The organism is Candidatus Borrarchaeum sp., from assembly GCF_019058535.1.
GTDB lineage: Archaea > Asgardarchaeota > Sifarchaeia > Borrarchaeales > Borrarchaeaceae > Borrarchaeum > Borrarchaeum weybense.
Genome location: NZ_JAHPYX010000017.1, coordinates 1 through 17,748 on the forward strand (window position 1 = coordinate 1; position 17,748 = coordinate 17,748).

A 17,748-nucleotide genomic window follows, 5' to 3' on the forward strand; every position below is an offset into this window, starting at 1 on the left:
ATATAAACAGCTTGATGGAGGCTGGAGCGAATATTGGTCCAGCTAGTGGCGGCCCTTGTGTCGGGAGGAACTTTGGGATACTAGCTGACGGCGAAGTGTGTCTTACAACGCAAAATCGAAATTTTAAGGGTAGAATGGGAAACCCAAAATCAGAATTATTCCTTGCTTCACCAGCAACTACTGCCGTTTCCGCAATTTATGGAAAAATTACAGATCCAAGAGGTGAACTCAAATGAAAACCGTAATTCGAGGAAAAGTATTTGTCTTCGGAGATGATGTAAACACAGATGAGATCATTCCAGGCATTAGAATTCGCGATGCTCCCAACTTACAAGACCTCGCAAAATATACCTTTGAACCAGTAAGACCTAATTTTTGGAAGGAAGTAAAAGAAGGCGACATAATAATGGCTGGAAAAAACTTCGGATGTGGAAGCTCGAGAGAGATGGCTCCTTTAGTAATAAAAGAAACTGGAATAAGAGCAATTCTTGCCAAATCTTTTGCCAGGATTTTCTATAGGAATGCAGTTAATATTGGTCTGCCACCACTTGAATCTAAAGATATTAATCAATTTGTTCAGGAAGGCGATGAACTAGAAATCAATTTGGATGAGTTTGCAGTAACAAATATTACGAAAAATAAGTCAATACGGCTCAAACCACTCCCTACGTTTTTAATAGAAATGCTGCAGGAAGGAGGGCTTGTCTCTTATCTGATAACGAAAGATGGTTATTCAACTATTTAGGAAATTATAGAATCTGAACTAGAATGTGCTCTATTTGTTTCGAAACTCATAAGACTTGATTGCAATGCATGAAGAGGCAATTAAGAATTTGATAGTGGAAAAAATTTCATCCTATCAATCAGAAATTCTTGATTTCACTAAGAGACTTATAAGTATACCAACTGAAAATCCGCTAGGTACGTCATATAAGGCATGTGTTGACATCATTGCAAAGAAATTACATGAGATTGGATTGGATTACACCATTATCGACGTCCCTGATATCACAGACAGAAACCCATTTCCTCGTTATTGCCTCTTAAGTTTCAATGGAAAGGGTAAAAGGACTTTGTACTTCCATGGTCACTACGATGTTGTCCCCGCACAGAACGATACTCAGTTCCGTCCGTATGTTGAGGATGGCAAACTCTACGGCCGTGGTTCCTCGGATATGAAGAGTGGCTTAGCAGCTATGATTTATGCCATCAAAGCAATAAAGGAAAGTAATATCGAACTCAACGGCAGGATTGGATTAGTTATAGTCCCAGATGAGGAGACTGGTGGCGCACGAGGATCACAATATCTCGTTGAAACCGGCTTGCTCGGAAAAGACGGCATCGGAATGCTTATGCCAGAACCGACAAGCGGTATGATCTGGAACGCAAACCGCGGTGCCATTTCACTCCGTATAACTGTGAAGGGCAAACCTGCTCATGTTGGTCTACATTATCAAGGTGTTAATGCATTTGAGCGAATGCTCGTTGTAGCAAATGCCTTACTAGAAGTAAAAGCTGATATTGAGTCTCGAAAGACTGATTTCAAGATTGAGCCAGAAGCAGCTCGACGCTCCATTCTATTGATTGGAGGAAGAAGTGAAGGCGGTACAAATTTTAATATCACACCTGCTGAGTGCTCGTTCACAGTAGATCGAAGAATTAATCCAGAAGAAGATCTTGAAACAGAAAAAAAGAGTTTATTCGATCTGTTTGACAAGCTTAGACGCGATGGTATAGATCTTGATATTGAGATTCTCCAAGAAGGGAGATCAACAGGCTTTCCAGAAGATCATCCTGTAGCAAAAACATTGGCTGATAGCGTAAAATTGATTATAGGGCGAATTCCATCATTTGAAATGTGTCCTGGACTTTTAGAAATTCGTTTTTATGCCCAACAAGGAATTCCATCCTTTGCTTATGGACCGGGACTTTTGTCTGTTTCACATGGTCCTAATGAATTTGTTAAAATCAAAAAAATTTATAATTGCGCTACGATTTATGCTCTCACAGCCGCGCAATTACTGACATCTTAATTCAAAGAAAAGCCAAATACTCTAATAATCCTCTAGACTTGTAGGAATTGGTTTAATCATAGAACTAGAGCATAATTCATGACTTGTACGCCCCTCTTTAGGTGCAGGAACATGGCAATTCGTGCGTAAAGTTGTTCCTAAGGAAGTTATAGTATCTCCAACTGCTCTGAACTTTTCTGCTAATTCTGTAAGTGCGGAAGGTCCGACAAAACCTGTAACATCCTTTAAGAGGTTATTGTATTCGTGGGCTTTCCATTTACCGAAGAGTGAAATATAATTAAGTTTTTCTAGATCTATTATCGCTTCGCCACAACTTGGGCATACGAAATTAGGTCCAGTCAAAATCTCGTTGACCAGTTCATCGTATTCTTTTGAACCAAAGTTTAAAGCGCCCATTCGCTTAGGTAACACGCTTTGCAAACCAACAAGTTCAAGAGGAGGTTCTGATCTATGTCCACATTTTATACAGTAAAATTGTTTTTCTGTAAATAGTCTCCAGCAAACCGCTGGCAGTGGGTTATAAAAAATCCCGAGCTTGTGGAAGAAATAAACGCGAACTTGTTTATTTTTCCTCCAGTGAACCGTGTCTATTCCTAATGTGAGGAACTTAACATCAATAGGGAGTTTTGCATCCTCACAATCTAAAAAGAATTCTTTCCAATGAACGTCGGTTGCAATGTATTTTACGATTGTCTGCTTTTTTCTAAATCCTCCGGGTTCGCCTCCAAAAGGCTGGAAAACAAAGTCTATTCTCTCAAAATCAGGAAGTTCATGCTCCCAGTAGACCGGTTCATACCAAGGTTGCTCTCTAATGCGCTTGTCAATCCAGAAATACCATAATCGTAATGCTAGATGATCTTCTTGGCTTGAAAATCCACTTGAAGACCCAATAAACGAAAATAACTCGGGAACAACCATTCTGATAGGGTCATAGAAGATGTCGTCAGTGATATGTCCAAATAATTTACCAATCTTTTCATCAGCAAGATAGGCCTCCACTGTGCCTTTTTTGTGATAAATCACCTTAAGATCAATATTTGGATCATAAGGCACATATTTTATCGTATCAATGGGATACCATCGTGGGTTATAGAGTGGTTTTCTGTTTCCATCAAAACGAATTTCAATTTTGTCTTTAGCGATGCGTTCATATACTGGTCTTACATAATCTAGATTTCCTTGGAGATCCTTCGGATAATGGAAAACAAAAGTTTGCTCACCAGAAGGAATTAACATATTATTTTTGTATTCTTCTTCAGCTAATAGAGTGACTGAATAAGATTTATTCAGAGTTCCGCTAGCACCTGGATAATGACGTACGAAGAAATAAGCAAAGCTCTCTGGCGCTACGTTTTTCATATTGAAACCAAAAGTTGACCCACCGCCCCAGAGAATCCTTAATCCATCTTTTCGAAGGTCAACGTTTACGTTTTCGTCATCAACGCCTAACACATATTTGGAATATTCCGCGTTGTCACTCTGAAATCCAGTGATCTTGGGTCGTATAATTAAATTTTCAATAGAGGGATCAGTCACAGTTACTCGAACTTTGAGAGTGCAAAGGCCTTCAGGTAGATACTCTAATTCATTGAATGGAGGTCTATCGACAAGTTTTTCTAATTTCAGTTTAACACGATTGCGTCTTTTCTCAAAGAAATCCTCTCCATAATCTCTTTTTGCTAAGAAAGCACTTTGGGCTGCAATCGCGGCCTTTTCTTTACCGTACAGTTTTGGCGTAAATTTTTCAAACCATTTGCTATTGTTTTTAACAAAGCGTTTTTGTTTATCGGAAAGAGTGCCTAATAGATTTTTTACCCGATTATTAATATTATGAAGTGTCCGAGCTAAGTTCTGAGTTTTATCGAAGTTTAGCTTCTTTATTTCATCATCGATATTGTCAAGTCGTTTATTAACGTACTTTTTGGCATACCAAACGTATTTCTTGACAGTAGCTTCCATTAATTTGATAGCATCACGATTTTTAGGATCGATTTCAAGTATTTTTTGTAAATCATCTAAAGCAGCAGTGTAATATCCTCTTTTTAAACGCTCTTTTATTAAATCTATGGTCTCCATACTGACCTATCTCCGCATTCGTCAGCTATAAGTTTCGATTATGTAAGACGAATTATTCACGAAAAATATTGTTTTGTTGGTTTGTATTTCTTTCTATGATGAAAAATGACTACATCCTAAAAAAATATTTGGACACATCATCTGTTCGCCTGATGTCATCTAAATTTCATTGGTATTAAATTAAGAATTCGCAAAACAAGTATTCACAAAAAAAAGGAAAAAAAAGATCTCAATTGCCTTTTAAAACCATATATCACATATAGAAACAATAGTCTACGTTTATCGATTGATCTATTCCAGGTGCCTACTTATTAAGTACAACGTAAATAATGCTTGCTATCTGTCCGATTACGGCTATTACCATCCCTACAAACATTAGCACAATGCCTACGACTCCTCCAGCTAAACCACCGAGACCAATCGCAGCGCCTAAACCGCCGACAATTGCAATCACAAAACCGATCACGAGCCAAATCAAACCATAGAGAAATGCTTTAATTCCTAAAATGAAGGCTTCGCCCCATGTTACCATAGATACCTCTCCGTTTTTTTAAATGAAATATTGGCGTTCACCTTAATATATCATTTTGTTTTTTAAACAAAGTCGATTCTTTTTGGAAAGGCGTTTCAAAGCAAAGGCAATATGATTAAATGGCTAATTGTCGAAATATGTAGGAAAAATATCTGGAGAAGTGGTAGTTCAGAAAGAAACATACGGTCTACATTGGTTTTTTCGAATTGCGTCTACAATATCATCTATAGATTCAATAGTTGTTTCAAAAATTGTAGTAGAACGTCCAACACATTTTAATGAATGTGCGTCTGAGCCTCCTATCATAGTTAAGTCTAACTGCTGCGCTGCCAACCGAGCTTTCGCTTTCGCTTTTTTACTATCCATTGCATTAGCAACTTCAATTCCGTCTAAGACATCTCCCAGATTATAAACCAAGTCACCTAAACTTCCATAAACGTTTCGAAAAGGATGTGATGCTACGACAACACCTCCCTTTTTGTGAATCTCTTTTATTGTGTCGATTGCACGTAGCCCCACAGGAAGTGTTTCGTCTATTCCATAAGCCAATAGATGCCCGTCTAAGGTAGTAACTTCAATCCCAAAAAAAACTTTGATATCATATTTTTCCTTTGCATATTTCTGAGCAATCCTCGCCCCATTTATGACGTCATGATCCGTAATAACAATACCATCAACATTTAATAGTGCTGAAAGAGTAGAGAGAAGTTCGTGAATCTCGATATGAGAACAAGCAGAATATTTTGTATGTACGTGCATATCTATAATCGACATTTGTTTCCCTAAGCCTTTTTTTTGAGGAGATTCTCTGGTTTTTGTTTTCGTTGATTCAGAAAATACTCCAAGATATATTTTTGTGTCCTAAAAATAGACTTAATTGATAGTTTTGACTCACCTAATTTTCTTAGTTGATGTCGTACAGGTATTTCGATAACTTTGAACCCTAAATCTTCAGCCTTTTTTACTAATTCTGCATCAATTAACCAGCCTTTTGAAGATATCTTTATTTTGGAAACAAATTCTCGTCTTAATGCTTTAGGCTTTCCATTAATATCATTATAATTCAATCCAAAAAATAGACGCATAAGAACCCGATTATAAACCATTGAAACAATTTTCCGAAATAAAGAGTCTTTTCTATTCTTTCTCCATCCAATAACTAGTCCAACATTATCTCGTTGTAAATAATCCAAAAGAACCGGAATATCACTTGGATCGTTTTGTAGATCTGCATCGATCCATACTATGAATTCTGTTACAGATTCTTTGAACCCTGTTTTAATTACATCGGAGTATCCTTTATTCGTTTCATTTTGGACAAGACGTAAAAAAGGATATTCAGTAATAGCATTTTCGACTATTTCTGCAGTTCTATCAGTACTTCCATCATCTATTACAATACATTCCATTTCCAATTTGGAGTTGGAATATAAGTCGTTCAAAGCATCAATTGTTGTTCTAATGGACGCTTCTTCGTTAAACGCTGGAATGAAGATGGATAGTCTTTTCATCTGAACCCTCATTTTTGTTGGCATTGAGCAATTGTTTTTTCGTTGTGTCTTTTAGACTTTAATTGAAAATAGTTATGTGTAGATTATTTTAATATTCATCGTCTTAACGTAAGGAAAACTACATTAGCACTTCAAAAATTTTTACTCTTTCATTTGTATAGACCTCTTGAAGATATATACTTGCTTCTGGATCAAATCCTTTAGCAGACTCCCAAGGACCAAAATATATGTATTGCACTTCAAAGTTTTCAATAATCTCAACTCTTTCTAGTTCAGAAGTGTCATCATCAAAGAATCTTTGTGTTATACGATCTCTTTCATCATTGAAAGGTGTTAATGCATCGTGACCATATACTACTTTGTTTCCTGTAAACACAGGAATTAGATATCCTGCTTTTTTCAGACAAAGTACAACCTCAGAGTCATCAGTATTTTCATTGAGCCAGTTAAAGGCATCCACTTCTTCTTTGTAAATGAAGGCATAGTAAGTGGGCTCTTGGTACAAGTCTATAATGAAGACGAAATTTGATGGAATGGTCGTTAAGAAAAGAATAAACAGAATTTGTTTTGCTCTTTTTGGTTTCATAAATCCTTGAGAGAACGTTTTTCCTGAAATTAGCTTCTTGTATAGAAAATAAAAACCTTCTGTAGATAATACAATAAGAGGAAAGGCAAAAGTATTTGCATAGTGAGATGGTTGAAAGGGATGGGCTATTCCTAATAATGGAGTAATATAGAAGTGATTTAAAAGAGCAAAAATTCCAATTGCCCATGAAATAAAGAAAATGCTTTGATTAGTTCTTTCTCGCAGATAAAGGTATCCTCCAGGTATAGCTAAGATAAGAAGTAAGCCCCATGCTAGAATATAATCATATAAGGGAATACTAAAAACTAATTGACGAAACTGAGCTACAACAATAGCTACGGACTCGAATTTACTTGTGATATATAGATTCCAGGCCATAGGCGGAATAATTGAACTAATGATCGGAATCATTTCTTTCCATAGTATTCGTTTATTGAGCAAAGCACTTAGTATAACATGCATGAAAACGATTGCAGTCAATGAGAATGCTGTAAAATAGTGTGAACTCCATGTTAAGAGAGAAAACCCTGCTGAAATTAAAATGAAGTTATATTTATTTTCATTGGTTCCTCTTAGCCAATAATAAAGGCTAAGCAACATTAAGCAAAATGGGAAGACCCAATGTGGATAAAGTGTTAATGTAAAATGAGATGGCATCCACCAGTCATAAAATCTAGATATGTCCTTATATTGAGTATAGCCGGTGTAAAAATCGCCGTAAAAGGCAATCATTATTATAAAGAGAATCCATGACCATCCCGATGACCATGCTGCTAGTGTAAAAGAAATGAAGACCTTTCTTTCATTATCTGGGAATATATATTTTAAGAATTTGTAAATAATCAGAAACAAAATGCTTCCTAGGATAATCCGTGACGCATGCCATAAAGGAATAAAGGAAATTCCAGTAATTAGCATAATTTTGCCAAGCAAGTTGAAATACAAGTAATAATAGACTTTAGGACTATTTGATGATGCGTCATAAGGATTGGCAAAAAGAAATCCAAAAGATTCAGAGGCTTCATGTGACCAGGCGCCATAGTAAAACTCATCATACTGATATATCCCTAGAAAAACCATTCCTTCAGGTGCATGTTGGTACCAATAAAGTAAAGGGATAGAAAGAATGATTGGTATGATTATTGAAGTAAAAAGGACATAATGGATCATTTTAATGGGATAAATCTTAGAAAGACTTTCAAATCGTTTCATTTTTTCCCACAATTTTGCGATGTTTTTCACTTGATTTTTTTGCACTTTACAATTTATTAGATAATATAAAATCTTTGGATTTGGACACATATTTAGCAGAAAAAATTATATTTTATAATGAAAAACGCTTTAATAGAGAAGAACAAATACTTTTACAATAAAGAAATGATTTTAGTAATTTCATTCTCTTATATAAGAGACAATTAAACTTAGAAGTGATAGCATAATCAAGGTGGGCAAAATAGTATGGCGGATTTTGGGCAGATAGAAGCTATACTAAAGGAGATCGGCAACGGGACTCCTGATATTCATGGACTTGCAGTTGTAAGCTCAGAGGGCTTACCTATCGCTTCTGAACTTCTTGGAGAAGCAGAAATGGAACGTGTTGCAGCTATGACTGCTGCTATGCTGGCCGTTGGTCAACGTTCAGCTGAAGAACTAAATAGGGGAACTTTTGAGCAAGTTTTTATAAAAGGAGAGCTCGGAGCTATTATTATCATTGAAATCGGGGAAGAAGCGGTATTAGCAGCTGTTACTGGTACTAAACCACGATTAGGACTAGTTTTTATGAATATGAGACGTGCTGCTGGGCAAATCAAAAGTTTGCTTTAAACAGAAAATACATTTTAAAATAAAATTGAACTTTCTAATAGACCATTTTTACATTTTATTGTAGATGCGCCAATTAAACTCAATATCATGTAAAAATGTTTGAAATTCGAGATCTCTGCCTTCTGGATCCCTCGAAAAAAACCGATAAATGTTGTATTTATCATTTTTTTGAGGTTTTGTTTCTGCTCGATCCTTCATTTTTTCATATAGAGCATCAACTTCCTGAGGGGTCTTATAGAAGAATGTCAAAAGCCAACCTTTAGTTACCTCTCCTCCTCTTTCGCAAAAACCAAAGAGAAAATTGTCACGTTGGAGGATTACGCAATCTCCTTGGTCCAACCATACTTTTGAGCCAATAGATCTGTAGAATTCAACTATTCCTCGAAGATTGTTCGTCTTAAGAAATACTATGCCTGCCATTTTCCTTCCCCATCTATTTTGAGTGAATCTGAATAATAAAGCACTATCTAATTCATTTCGGTTAACAAGTTAGATTTTCATGCTTATAACTAATTATTTAAGAGAAAAATAGTTAAAGGTGGACAGTGTTAAGACTCTTAGAGTTTTCTATGATTGAAGTATAGGTGAATTGCGTGATTCCTAATCCTCTTTATCTCGACACTATTTCAATCGGTTGCTGGTTTGTGGTAGCTGGTTATCATTTTCTCATGTTTGGATTCTTTTTCTTTCAACGATTTCGCGCTAGAAGAATAGTATATTGGCTGTATCTAGCGCTCTTTTTCCTTCTTATGGCTTTTGGACGTGGCTTTTTTATTGTTTCGGATTTCTATCTTGACACTATTTTATGGTGGAGAATCGGAACCTGTATTCAATGGTTTGCACTGGCGTTTCTAGCGCTTCTCATCGGACATCTCATTTTGGATAACCTTTATCACCAAATCATAATAGCTATTCCTCCCCCTGTCATCGCGGTTCTAATTCTCTTTATTCCAGGAGTAGCACTATCGCCCTTTCGTTTTGCTGTCAATTATGTCTTAGCACCAATCTACGCGATTTTTCTCCCTGCTCTCTTCTTCTATTTGGCATATCACAGCGTCGGAACCATTCGCCGTGGTTCTATACTGAACGGCGTTGGCTTTTTGATACTTTATGCTGGAAGAGTTATGTCGTCTGAGGCAGTTAAGCAAGTATTAGCACCTTGGGTAGGCGCAATTTTTGCACCAGGTTTAGTAATCCTTGCATTACTTCTCATAAGCTGGGGCAACCAATACGAACTATTAACTTGATTTAGCTGATTTAACCTCTACCGTCGATTTTTTCTTTTCCCTCTCCCCTTATTCCTCTGGGTCAACCATTTCAACCCAGCCCATTTGTTCCAAATCATCTACTTTTATGATAACTTCATCTTCTGGCATGCCTATTTCTTCAGCAATATCTTCTATAGTTCTTTTGCCGTCACAAAATTTGCCAATCTTACTCAATATTTCGTCCATTAATCCCATTTTGACTGCCATCTTTGGTATCTTCTTAATTAGCTTAGGTACTTTTATGGGAACTTCGGCTATCTCACCGTTCTTAAGCTGTCCATCCATTATTTCACTGAAATCTTCAAAAACAGAAACATTACCCATCCATTTTGCCAATTCATCTTGATATTTCTCGTTAAAGGTTTGCACCAATATTTCTAATGAATTCATAGCGATGTTCTTATCATCTAATTTGTCCGCAGCTGCGGCCAGCATTACTCCTTCTCTAAAAACAAGAATGACATTATATTCCTTCATATCGATGATCCTAATAACCCCTCTGCCTGCAGTAACCTCAGTTGTAAAATCCTTTAAAGCTGTCAGAAACCCCGCTATTAAATCCTCATCGAACGTGATCTCTCCATAACGACGTGAGAGAACACACAAACCGCTGCTTGCGATTATAAGATATATACTATGTATCAAGGAACACCCTCATGTTTCAATGCGTTTTCTGTTTCAATTCCCCGTTATTCAAAAATCATGAAGTCTATTTCTTTTAACTACACTATATTATTCCTAAAAAATCTTGTGAAGATTTTCGACTCTTCTAATTATAAATCCAACTTAATTAAATCATCGTTTTCTCAATTTCCTATGTGTAGAAATTAGTTTCGTATTCTAGAATGATTATAGTACTTTTTTAAAGAAGGTTATTAAGCACAAAAAATATGTTTAGGATTGCTCATAAAATAATAATGAATATGTAAAAAACTAAATTGCCCGTTTTATGGGGGATTTTTGTGTCTGAAGATTTTAAGTTAGAATTATTCGCGAGGTTGGATAAACTCCCAATGAATCAGGCTGTTGCGGAAGCTCTTCAAGTCTTAGAAAGGATACGTACCGAGGGTTCTCCAGAAGAAGCTAACCAAGCAGCAAAACACGCTGTAGAACTTCTTTGGCTAAACTCAGAACGTATGCGAGACTCGAAATCTCTAAAAAATGCAGCGTCACAACTGGCAACAGCGTATACTATCGCCAACGAAGTTCTTGATGATAAAGAAATGGCAAAAAAATCTATTTTACAAGCGGCGGAGTACTTGATTCAGGCGGCGAATGAATATCTTATTTGGGAAGACGTAGACAGTGGTACTGGAATGTTGACTACTGCTAGTTTGCTGAAATTTTTAGCAGATGACTATGATTTATCACTAATTGAATCAAAGAAAGGAACGATCAATTTTGGGCGAAGCATATTGGGTGCGGATCAGATGATTGAAATCCCTGAATTACTTGTTCAATCGATCAATAAAGTAGATCCGAATATGCTTAACAAAGCAAAACAACGGTGCTTGAGTTTACTTCCGCGTGTAAAAGATGCGGCAGAATTTATGGAACTAATCAATAAATCTTTAATGCATGTAGAACAACGACTTAGCAAATCTATTGAGTTTCCTGATATTAAGAGTATTGTCGAAATACCAAAAGATTTAGTTCTGGGACAAGAATTCATGGCAAAATTCAAATTGAAGAATATTGGCGAAGGTAATGCTAAAGATGTTTCTTACTCGATAGATATTCCAACAGAACTTAGGGTAATTGGAACTACTAAAGATTCTGTTGCAGAAATGAAACCTGGTGATGAAGTTGAGAAAAACCTTGAATTGACACTTCCAGAAGCTGAAACTGCTACAGATCAAGAATATAAGATCCACATCTCTTTATCATTCAAAGATATTGTGGGTAATATGCAAACGCAGACCTTAGGTCCCTTTTCAGTAGTAGCTGGGACAGTAAGTAAAGCTGAAGAAACCGAAAAAGCAATCAACACACATAATGAAGCGCTTTCTGCACTTTCTTCACGTATAGCAGGAATTACTCTTCCAAATGTATTTCAACCTTTTATTAATGGCATGACAGACTTGGCATCTGATATTCTCACCAAATGTAAAACTTATAGAGAAACAGAAGAATATAAGCTGATTCCGGCTTTACTCAAGGTTTTTGAGGATCTAATTTCAAAAACAAATGAGACAATGCCAGATGCTATAGCTAATTATGAATCTGAAAAACAACAATTTGATGATTTGAAAGAAACTCTTAATACTTTGGCGAAAAAAGTTGATGATTTAGACCAATATACTAAGAAAATTCAGGATATCGCTCAATTAATAAATGAAACAGAGCTAACAGAAGAAGGACAAATACTTATCAAACGAGCAATTCAAGAGTTAAATGATGCAAGTGAGTCACTCACAGAGGCTGTCTCTCAAGTTAAAGAATTAACTGAAGAAAAGAGCTAAATGCTCATTCTATTTTTCTTTTTGTCATTTTCATAGCTAGATTTACTGCTTCTTCAGGAGTAGTTGCTATCTGGATTTTATCCTTAGACCATGGAAGTTGCCATTCATCACCCGTATGAAGGTCACTAAACAAATCAGCGACGCCGCCACTTCCTTTAAGTACGATTGCTGGAATTTTATAATTCATTGCCATAGCGATCTCGCTAAGTGTACCCGTTGATCCGTTTATTGCAATAACAGCATCACTAGCTAATACAACTGTAGTATTTCGCGAATAACCTAAATCGGTCGGTATCAAGATTTCAATGTATTCATTGGCCTCTTTTTCTTCCGTTGGCAGGATTCCAACGGTTAAACCATTGTTCGTTTTAGCGCCCTTTGCTGCGTATTCCATTACAGAACCTAATCCCCCACACAAGAGGATACAACCCTTTTGAGCAATCAATTTACCGATTTCTTCTGCTTGGTCCTTGACATGGTCTGGTATATCCCCCCCGGCTCCTATAACTCCAATTTGTATAGGCACTGCTATTTCACCTCCTTCTAAACCACAACTATTTCCTTACAATTCTAGCTATACTTTTAAAATAGATCTACGCTTTTTGATATGTATGTATTAACATAACTAATTTTTGAAGTGTAAAAAATGATGTACTCGTTAAGGATTCTCTATAATAACTAGTTATTTTTTAGTTATTTTGAATATTTCCTTGTCTTAATTAGGTTTTTCGCTGATTACAGTTTGTAATCAAATAAGAGATGAAAGGATAAAGTTTTTATACGATATGTATGGAATTACATGTCGATTAAAATGGATACACGGAAACAACTATGGATAAGTGCAATATTCATTGTCGTATTAGTCTCTGGAGTGACAGCTGGACTTCTAATAACTACCCCTCATATCTTCAATGAAGATACAGTGACAGTCACTGATTCTGATGGTAGAGTTGTACCTATACCTACTCAAGTAGATACCATCGCTTCCAACTATCCGATCTCAACATCGGCGATTTTATTTCTAGGAGGTGCTGATATGCTTATTGCGGTGGATAGTTCAACACTAAGTACTTCCTTTATGTTGAACCTCTATCCCAGTCTGAGCGATGCAACAGATATAGGATACCCGTGGACTGTAAATATGGAGCAAATCGTAGCACTTGATCCCGATATCTTCTTCACGGCGTGGAACTCTGAAATAGCCGATCAACTTCAGGAAAAGGGTATACCAACGGTTTGCCTGAATTTTGAAAGCCCTGAGGAATTTAACAGAGCGTTAACAATAATTGGTAATTGTTTGGGCTTACAAACAGCAGCTGCAAATGCGGTCGACTATTATCAAACCAAGGAAAAAGACTTGGAACTGCAAACAAAGACGCTAGCAAAGAGTGCACGACCCAAAATTTTGTTTATGAGTTACGGAGCACGTAGGATGACAGTTTTCCAGGTACCTGGGAAAGGAATGTTGCAAAACGAGTTAATATCGTTGGCTGGTGGCGTGTCAGTATCCGAAGATTTGCCTGGAGGCTGGTCGGAAGTGTCGGTAGAACAAGCAGCGGTATGGAATCCAGATATCATAATAATAACCAGTTATTCTTCCGAAACAACGGCTACCGATTTAAAAAATCAGGTACTCGACGATGCTGCTTGGGATATCACTACAGCTGCCCAAAACAGTGCGGTGTATGCTTTTCCAGGAGATTGGGAATCCTGGGATGCTCCAACCCCTAAATGGATCTTAGGACTCTATTGGCTCGCAACAGTTATTCAACCAGACATGTTTAGTGACATTAACTTCCAATCGATAGCTACGGAGTTCTACCAAGACTTCTATGGTGTTACATGGTCCACAGCCGGAGTTACTGGTGATATTTAGTTGAGCAAAAAGCTACCTATTGAGGTAAGTTTAGTAATTTTACCTCTGCTCCTTTTTTTTTTATCAATTTACCTTGGTAGATATCCGATAAATCCCTTTATTATCACTAGGCCTTTGAGTTACAATGAATACGTGATTATTTTTCTCATCAGAATGCCCAGAGTACTTATTGCGATGAGTGTAGGGGCAGCCCTATCGATATCAGGGGCTACATTACAAGGTACTGCGAGAAATCCTCTTGTGGGCCCAGAAATTTTGGGGGTTTCTTCAGGTGCCGCTTTTGGAGCAGCACTGGCTATAGTGTTCCTGGACAGTGCCGGTCCTGTGTTTATTCAAGTATCGGCGTTTTTATTTGGACTTGTAGCAGTATTCTTAGCCTATTCTATTAGTAAATCTCTTAGAGGGTATGGTTCCTCCATATTAACGATGATTTTAGCAGGTATAGCCATTTCAGCGATGTTTTCTGCCTTAGTGGGTATACTTAAGTACATGGCAGACCCCTATGAAAAACTTCCTGCTATTGTTTTTTGGCTTTTAGGTAGTTTTGCGGCCTCAGGTTGGCAGGATGTAATCAATGTTTTGCCTATGCTTTTTATAGGAATTGTAGTGATGGTCCTACTTAGATGGCGGATAAATATCTTATCCCTAGGAGAGGAAGAGGCAAAAGCTTTGGGTCTCAACTATGAAAGAACAAGAATGATTTTGATTGCAGCGGCCTCATTAGCAACAGCGGCATCAGTCGCAATTAGTGGAATAATCTCTTGGATAGGTCTTATAGTGCCACACATGACAAGAAAATTAGTCGGTCCCAATCACAAGGTTCTCATACCTGCATCCTTATCTGTTGGTGCTATGTTTATGGTTTTATGTGACAATTTAGCGAGAACTCTCACTCCTTTTGAAATCCCTATAAGCATAGTGACTTCTTTAATCGGTGCTCCTGTTTTCTTATTCTTACTGAAGATGAGAGGTAAGCAACGATGGTAGAGTTATCCGTTACTGATGCATCATTTTCATATGCTGCTGCTGACTTTTCTCTACGAAATATTTCCTTTCAGATAAGTAGTGGCGAAATCTGCTGTTTACTTGGACCAAATGCATCAGGGAAAACTACTTTGATAAAATTTATTGCGCAGATTATTGGCCCTGGAAATGGACGCATTTTCTTTGATGACAGAGATTTGCTAACCTTACAACCTATTGAATTGGCTAAACTTATAGCTTATGTTCCCCAAATCCACATCGCGTCGTTTCCCTACAAAGTAATCGATATGGTATTAATGGGTAGAAATCCTTATGTCAATTTCTTCTCTGCACCAAAAAAACGCGATCTAGAGATGAGTACTAAGGCATTATCAATTCTGGGTTTGGAAGGCATACAAAACAGAATTTATACTGAACTTAGCGGTGGTCAACAGAAACTAGTCTTAATGGCTAGAGCGCTGGCACAAGAAACCCCGTTAATGCTTTTAGATGAGCCTACAGCTCACCTTGATATCAGAAATAGTTTGCTTATACTCAATAGTATAACGAAACTTGTAAAGGAAAAAAAAATCATTGTCCTCATGGCTTTACATGACCCAAACGAAGCCTTATTGGTAGCAGATAAAGTTGTTATGATGAAGGATGGGCAGATAATCGCGGAGGGTATCCCTAAGAACGTCTTAACTCCCGAAAGCATTAAAGAAATTTATGATGTCAGAGTGGAAATTGTATCTTCATTTAATAGAAGAATAGTTGTATCCTCTCTGGATTCTTTGTTGTGATCAAAATGGATGAAATTAATGAACTTTTAAGAAAGGTAAGAGAGTCTTGTGATTTTAAGGAGGTCTTTAGAACTAGAGGGATAAGGATCACCAATAAATGCATTCAAAAGCCGCTCTGCTATTACTGTAACTATATGAATGAGGATATATACTTTACAAGTGTTGAAGAAGTAATTAGTAGGGCTTTAGAACTAAAGAATTCTGGTGTAGATCGGGTAACCCTAGTAAGTGGATGGCTAGGCTACAATAACAAGCTTGGTGTTCGCTATGTAAAAGCAATCAGAGACGACAGCAGATTTGATGACTTAAGATTAAGTGCCGCGTTCGGTAGGCTGTCAAAGAGTAGTTTATTGGCATTGAAGAAAGCTGGATTAGACCAATATGGCTGTAATCTGGAAGGTGTACCAGAAATACTGGTGAAGATAAAGGGAATAAATGACTTCGAGGAAAGAATTAACACTCTTGAATGTGCTAGAGAGGTCGGTCTTGATATCTCCACAGGGTTTATAATTGGTGTAGGCGAAGATTGGAAGATGTTCGATAGGCTTTTAAGGAACATAAAAGAACTTGACCCGTGTTCCATATTTATGTCCCCTTTTGAGCCGTATCCTAATACCCCTATGGAAAACTTTCCTCCATCTAATCTAAAAAGAGTGATTAAAGCGATCGCTAAGACGAAATTAGCATTTCCTGAAAAGATAATTGGTGTAAGAATTATCATGCAATGCAAACATCTTCCCCGCGAAATTGTAAGCCTAATGATATATGCAGGAGCAAATCTAATAGCGCCACCTCCAGCATTTTCTGATAGAAGCGTAAAAGAATTTTTTGAAGTCCTTAAAACAAATGCTGAGAATTTAAACATCCTTTATAATAAACTAATTAATGAAGGCGTGAATAATACGGATGTTACTGAGTTTATAGACATAGTCGGCAATCTGAATTTAGTGTAATTCGTATAAATTTTCTATAACACAGTAGTGGGTAAAAAAAAAATCACATTTAACCTTTTAGATTCATATTGGCACGATTTGATTATGCCTAAGCTAAGTTCTTCTTTTTTTGTTCTTTTAGTCACCATAAAAAGATATAAAGATTGATGGTAACTTGAAGGCATACTAGGATTTAAGAATGCAAGGCGAGGACTATGAAATACCAGACGCCACGAGGTACATTAGATTTTTTACCTGATAAATGTGCAGAACGAGTGTATATTGAAGAGAGATTTAGGTACACTTTTACACGCTGGGGTTATGCAGAGATAAGAACCCCGACCTTTGAATATTTTGATGCTCTCAAACTAGGTACTGGCGATGAACTTATTAATAGTATGTTTACCTTTGAAGACAAGGGAGGACGTCTTCTAGCTTTACGTCCAGAAAATACAAATCCTGTTTGTCGAGTAGTTGCTACAAAAATGCAGCATTACTCAAAACCAATAAAACTCTTCTATATTGGATCACAGTTCAGATATGAAGAACCCCAAAGTGGAAGACAAAGGGAGTTTTTTCAAGCAGGTGTGGAATTGTTAGGTATAAACACACCTGAGACTGATGCTGAAGTTATTGCCATTCTCATCGAGGCACTTCAAAATATTGGCTTAAAAGATGTCAGGATTAATTTGGGACATGTTGGAGTGTTTAAGTCTCTCGTACAAGAAGCTGGAATGAACCTATCGGAAGCTGCAGAATTACGAAAGAACATTGATAAGGGAAACATTGAAGCATTAGAGGATGAACTGAATAAATTATCAATTCAAAATTCGTTAAAAGAAGCATTTCGATTGCTTCCAGAACTCAAAGGTGGAATAGAAG

Annotated in this window: 19 protein-coding genes; 11 read left to right on the plus strand and 8 right to left on the minus strand. The window is 37.0% G+C overall.

What is annotated here, in order from left to right; translation table 11 throughout:
- The 3 genes from QVB70_RS01095 to QVB70_RS01105 form a co-directional block, all read left to right on the plus strand.
- On the plus strand, window positions 1-236 hold a 236-nt coding region (locus tag QVB70_RS01095; protein ID WP_287582503.1), incomplete at its 5' end, for an aconitase family protein.
- The gene (locus QVB70_RS01100; RefSeq protein WP_287582505.1) at window positions 233-745 is read left to right on the plus strand and encodes a 3-isopropylmalate dehydratase; all 513 of its coding nucleotides are present in this window, start codon (window positions 233-235) and stop codon (window positions 743-745) included. The genes QVB70_RS01095 and QVB70_RS01100, both read left to right, overlap by 4 nt.
- Before the next feature lie 94 nt (window positions 746-839).
- Window positions 840-2,033, plus strand: coding sequence for a M20 family metallopeptidase (locus QVB70_RS01105; protein ID WP_287582552.1), 1,194 nt, complete (start codon window positions 840-842; stop codon window positions 2,031-2,033).
- A gap of 21 nt (window positions 2,034-2,054) precedes the next feature.
- Here the strand turns inward: QVB70_RS01105 and QVB70_RS01110 are convergent, their stop codons facing one another.
- From QVB70_RS01110 to QVB70_RS01130, 5 genes are all read right to left on the minus strand, one after another.
- Window positions 2,055-4,109 carry a hypothetical protein gene (locus QVB70_RS01110; RefSeq protein WP_287582507.1) on the minus strand — a complete coding sequence of 685 codons (2,055 nt, stop codon included), beginning with the start codon at window positions 4,107-4,109 and terminating at the stop codon, window positions 2,055-2,057.
- 304 nt (window positions 4,110-4,413) lie between these two features.
- A complete protein-coding gene (locus QVB70_RS01115; RefSeq protein ID WP_287582520.1) occupies window positions 4,414-4,641 on the minus strand; it encodes a hypothetical protein in 228 nt (75 codons plus the stop codon).
- A gap of 168 nt (window positions 4,642-4,809) precedes the next feature.
- Window positions 4,810-5,415, minus strand: a complete 606-nt coding sequence (locus QVB70_RS01120) for a PHP domain-containing protein (RefSeq protein WP_287582522.1) — start codon at window positions 5,413-5,415, stop codon at window positions 4,810-4,812.
- Window positions 5,416-5,423: 8 nt separating this feature from the next.
- Window positions 5,424-6,152, minus strand: coding sequence for a glycosyltransferase family 2 protein (locus QVB70_RS01125; RefSeq protein WP_287582524.1), 729 nt, complete (start codon window positions 6,150-6,152; stop codon window positions 5,424-5,426).
- 118 nt (window positions 6,153-6,270) lie between these two features.
- On the minus strand, window positions 6,271-7,950 hold the full coding sequence (locus tag QVB70_RS01130) for a hypothetical protein (protein WP_287582527.1): 1,680 nt from the start codon (window positions 7,948-7,950) through the stop codon (window positions 6,271-6,273).
- A 246-nt stretch (window positions 7,951-8,196) separates the two neighbouring features.
- Here QVB70_RS01130 and QVB70_RS01135 point away from each other — a divergent pair, with 246 nt between their 5' ends.
- Complete coding sequence (locus QVB70_RS01135; protein WP_287582529.1) at window positions 8,197-8,562, plus strand: roadblock/LC7 domain-containing protein; 366 nt, start codon at window positions 8,197-8,199, stop codon at window positions 8,560-8,562.
- 48 nt (window positions 8,563-8,610) lie between these two features.
- On the opposite strand, the gene QVB70_RS01140 is transcribed toward QVB70_RS01135, so the two are convergent.
- Window positions 8,611-8,982 (minus strand): hypothetical protein, encoded by a 372-nt coding sequence (locus tag QVB70_RS01140; RefSeq protein ID WP_287582532.1) that lies wholly within the window; start codon window positions 8,980-8,982, stop codon window positions 8,611-8,613.
- 173 nt (window positions 8,983-9,155) lie between these two features.
- Here QVB70_RS01140 and QVB70_RS01145 point away from each other — a divergent pair, with 173 nt between their 5' ends.
- The gene (locus tag QVB70_RS01145) at window positions 9,156-9,809 is read left to right on the plus strand and encodes a hypothetical protein (RefSeq protein WP_287582534.1); all 654 of its coding nucleotides are present in this window, start codon (window positions 9,156-9,158) and stop codon (window positions 9,807-9,809) included.
- A gap of 48 nt (window positions 9,810-9,857) precedes the next feature.
- Here the strand turns inward: QVB70_RS01145 and QVB70_RS01150 are convergent, their stop codons facing one another.
- Window positions 9,858-10,475 carry a hypothetical protein gene (locus QVB70_RS01150; RefSeq protein ID WP_287582536.1) on the minus strand — a complete coding sequence of 206 codons (618 nt, stop codon included), beginning with the start codon at window positions 10,473-10,475 and terminating at the stop codon, window positions 9,858-9,860.
- A gap of 317 nt (window positions 10,476-10,792) precedes the next feature.
- Here QVB70_RS01150 and QVB70_RS01155 point away from each other — a divergent pair, with 317 nt between their 5' ends.
- A complete protein-coding gene (locus QVB70_RS01155) occupies window positions 10,793-12,292 on the plus strand; it encodes a hypothetical protein (protein WP_287582539.1) in 1,500 nt (499 codons plus the stop codon).
- A gap of 4 nt (window positions 12,293-12,296) precedes the next feature.
- Here the strand turns inward: QVB70_RS01155 and QVB70_RS01160 are convergent, their stop codons facing one another.
- Window positions 12,297-12,818 (minus strand): TIGR00725 family protein, encoded by a 522-nt coding sequence (locus tag QVB70_RS01160; protein ID WP_287582541.1) that lies wholly within the window; start codon window positions 12,816-12,818, stop codon window positions 12,297-12,299.
- A 273-nt stretch (window positions 12,819-13,091) separates the two neighbouring features.
- Here QVB70_RS01160 and QVB70_RS01165 point away from each other — a divergent pair, with 273 nt between their 5' ends.
- From QVB70_RS01165 to QVB70_RS01185, 5 genes are all read left to right on the plus strand, one after another.
- Window positions 13,092-14,168, plus strand: a complete 1,077-nt coding sequence (locus tag QVB70_RS01165; protein WP_287582543.1) for an ABC transporter substrate-binding protein — start codon at window positions 13,092-13,094, stop codon at window positions 14,166-14,168.
- The gene (locus QVB70_RS01170) at window positions 14,169-15,155 is read left to right on the plus strand and encodes an iron ABC transporter permease (protein WP_287582544.1); all 987 of its coding nucleotides are present in this window, start codon (window positions 14,169-14,171) and stop codon (window positions 15,153-15,155) included. It abuts the gene before it with no gap.
- A complete protein-coding gene (locus tag QVB70_RS01175; RefSeq protein WP_287582546.1) occupies window positions 15,149-15,934 on the plus strand; it encodes an ABC transporter ATP-binding protein in 786 nt (261 codons plus the stop codon). The genes QVB70_RS01170 and QVB70_RS01175 overlap by 7 nt, the downstream gene beginning before the upstream one ends.
- Window positions 15,935-15,939: 5 nt before the next feature.
- Window positions 15,940-16,887, plus strand: coding sequence for a radical SAM protein (locus tag QVB70_RS01180; RefSeq protein WP_287582548.1), 948 nt, complete (start codon window positions 15,940-15,942; stop codon window positions 16,885-16,887).
- Window positions 16,888-17,081: 194 nt separating this feature from the next.
- Window positions 17,082-17,748: HisS family protein (locus tag QVB70_RS01185; RefSeq protein WP_287582550.1), on the plus strand; the 667-nt coding region annotated here is incomplete at its 3' end.

Excerpts from the sequence above, each read along its gene's own strand:
- QVB70_RS01100 (WP_287582505.1), top strand. The coding sequence starts at position 233 with ATGAAAACCGTAATTCGAGGAAAAGTATTTGTCTTCGGAGATGATGTA.
- QVB70_RS01110 (WP_287582507.1), bottom strand. The coding sequence starts at position 4,109 with ATGGAGACCATAGATTTAATAAAAGAGCGTTTAAAAAGAGGATATTAC.
- QVB70_RS01115 (WP_287582520.1), bottom strand. The coding sequence starts at position 4,641 with ATGGTAACATGGGGCGAAGCCTTCATTTTAGGAATTAAAGCATTTCTC.
- QVB70_RS01120 (WP_287582522.1), bottom strand. The coding sequence starts at position 5,415 with ATGTCGATTATAGATATGCACGTACATACAAAATATTCTGCTTGTTCT.
- QVB70_RS01125 (WP_287582524.1), bottom strand. The coding sequence starts at position 6,152 with ATGAAAAGACTATCCATCTTCATTCCAGCGTTTAACGAAGAAGCGTCC.
- QVB70_RS01130 (WP_287582527.1), bottom strand. The coding sequence starts at position 7,950 with ATGAAACGATTTGAAAGTCTTTCTAAGATTTATCCCATTAAAATGATC.
- QVB70_RS01135 (WP_287582529.1), top strand. The coding sequence starts at position 8,197 with ATGGCGGATTTTGGGCAGATAGAAGCTATACTAAAGGAGATCGGCAAC.
- QVB70_RS01140 (WP_287582532.1), bottom strand. The coding sequence starts at position 8,982 with ATGGCAGGCATAGTATTTCTTAAGACGAACAATCTTCGAGGAATAGTT.
- QVB70_RS01165 (WP_287582543.1), top strand. The coding sequence starts at position 13,092 with ATGTCGATTAAAATGGATACACGGAAACAACTATGGATAAGTGCAATA.
- QVB70_RS01175 (WP_287582546.1), top strand. The coding sequence starts at position 15,149 with ATGGTAGAGTTATCCGTTACTGATGCATCATTTTCATATGCTGCTGCT.
- QVB70_RS01180 (WP_287582548.1), top strand. The coding sequence starts at position 15,940 with ATGGATGAAATTAATGAACTTTTAAGAAAGGTAAGAGAGTCTTGTGAT.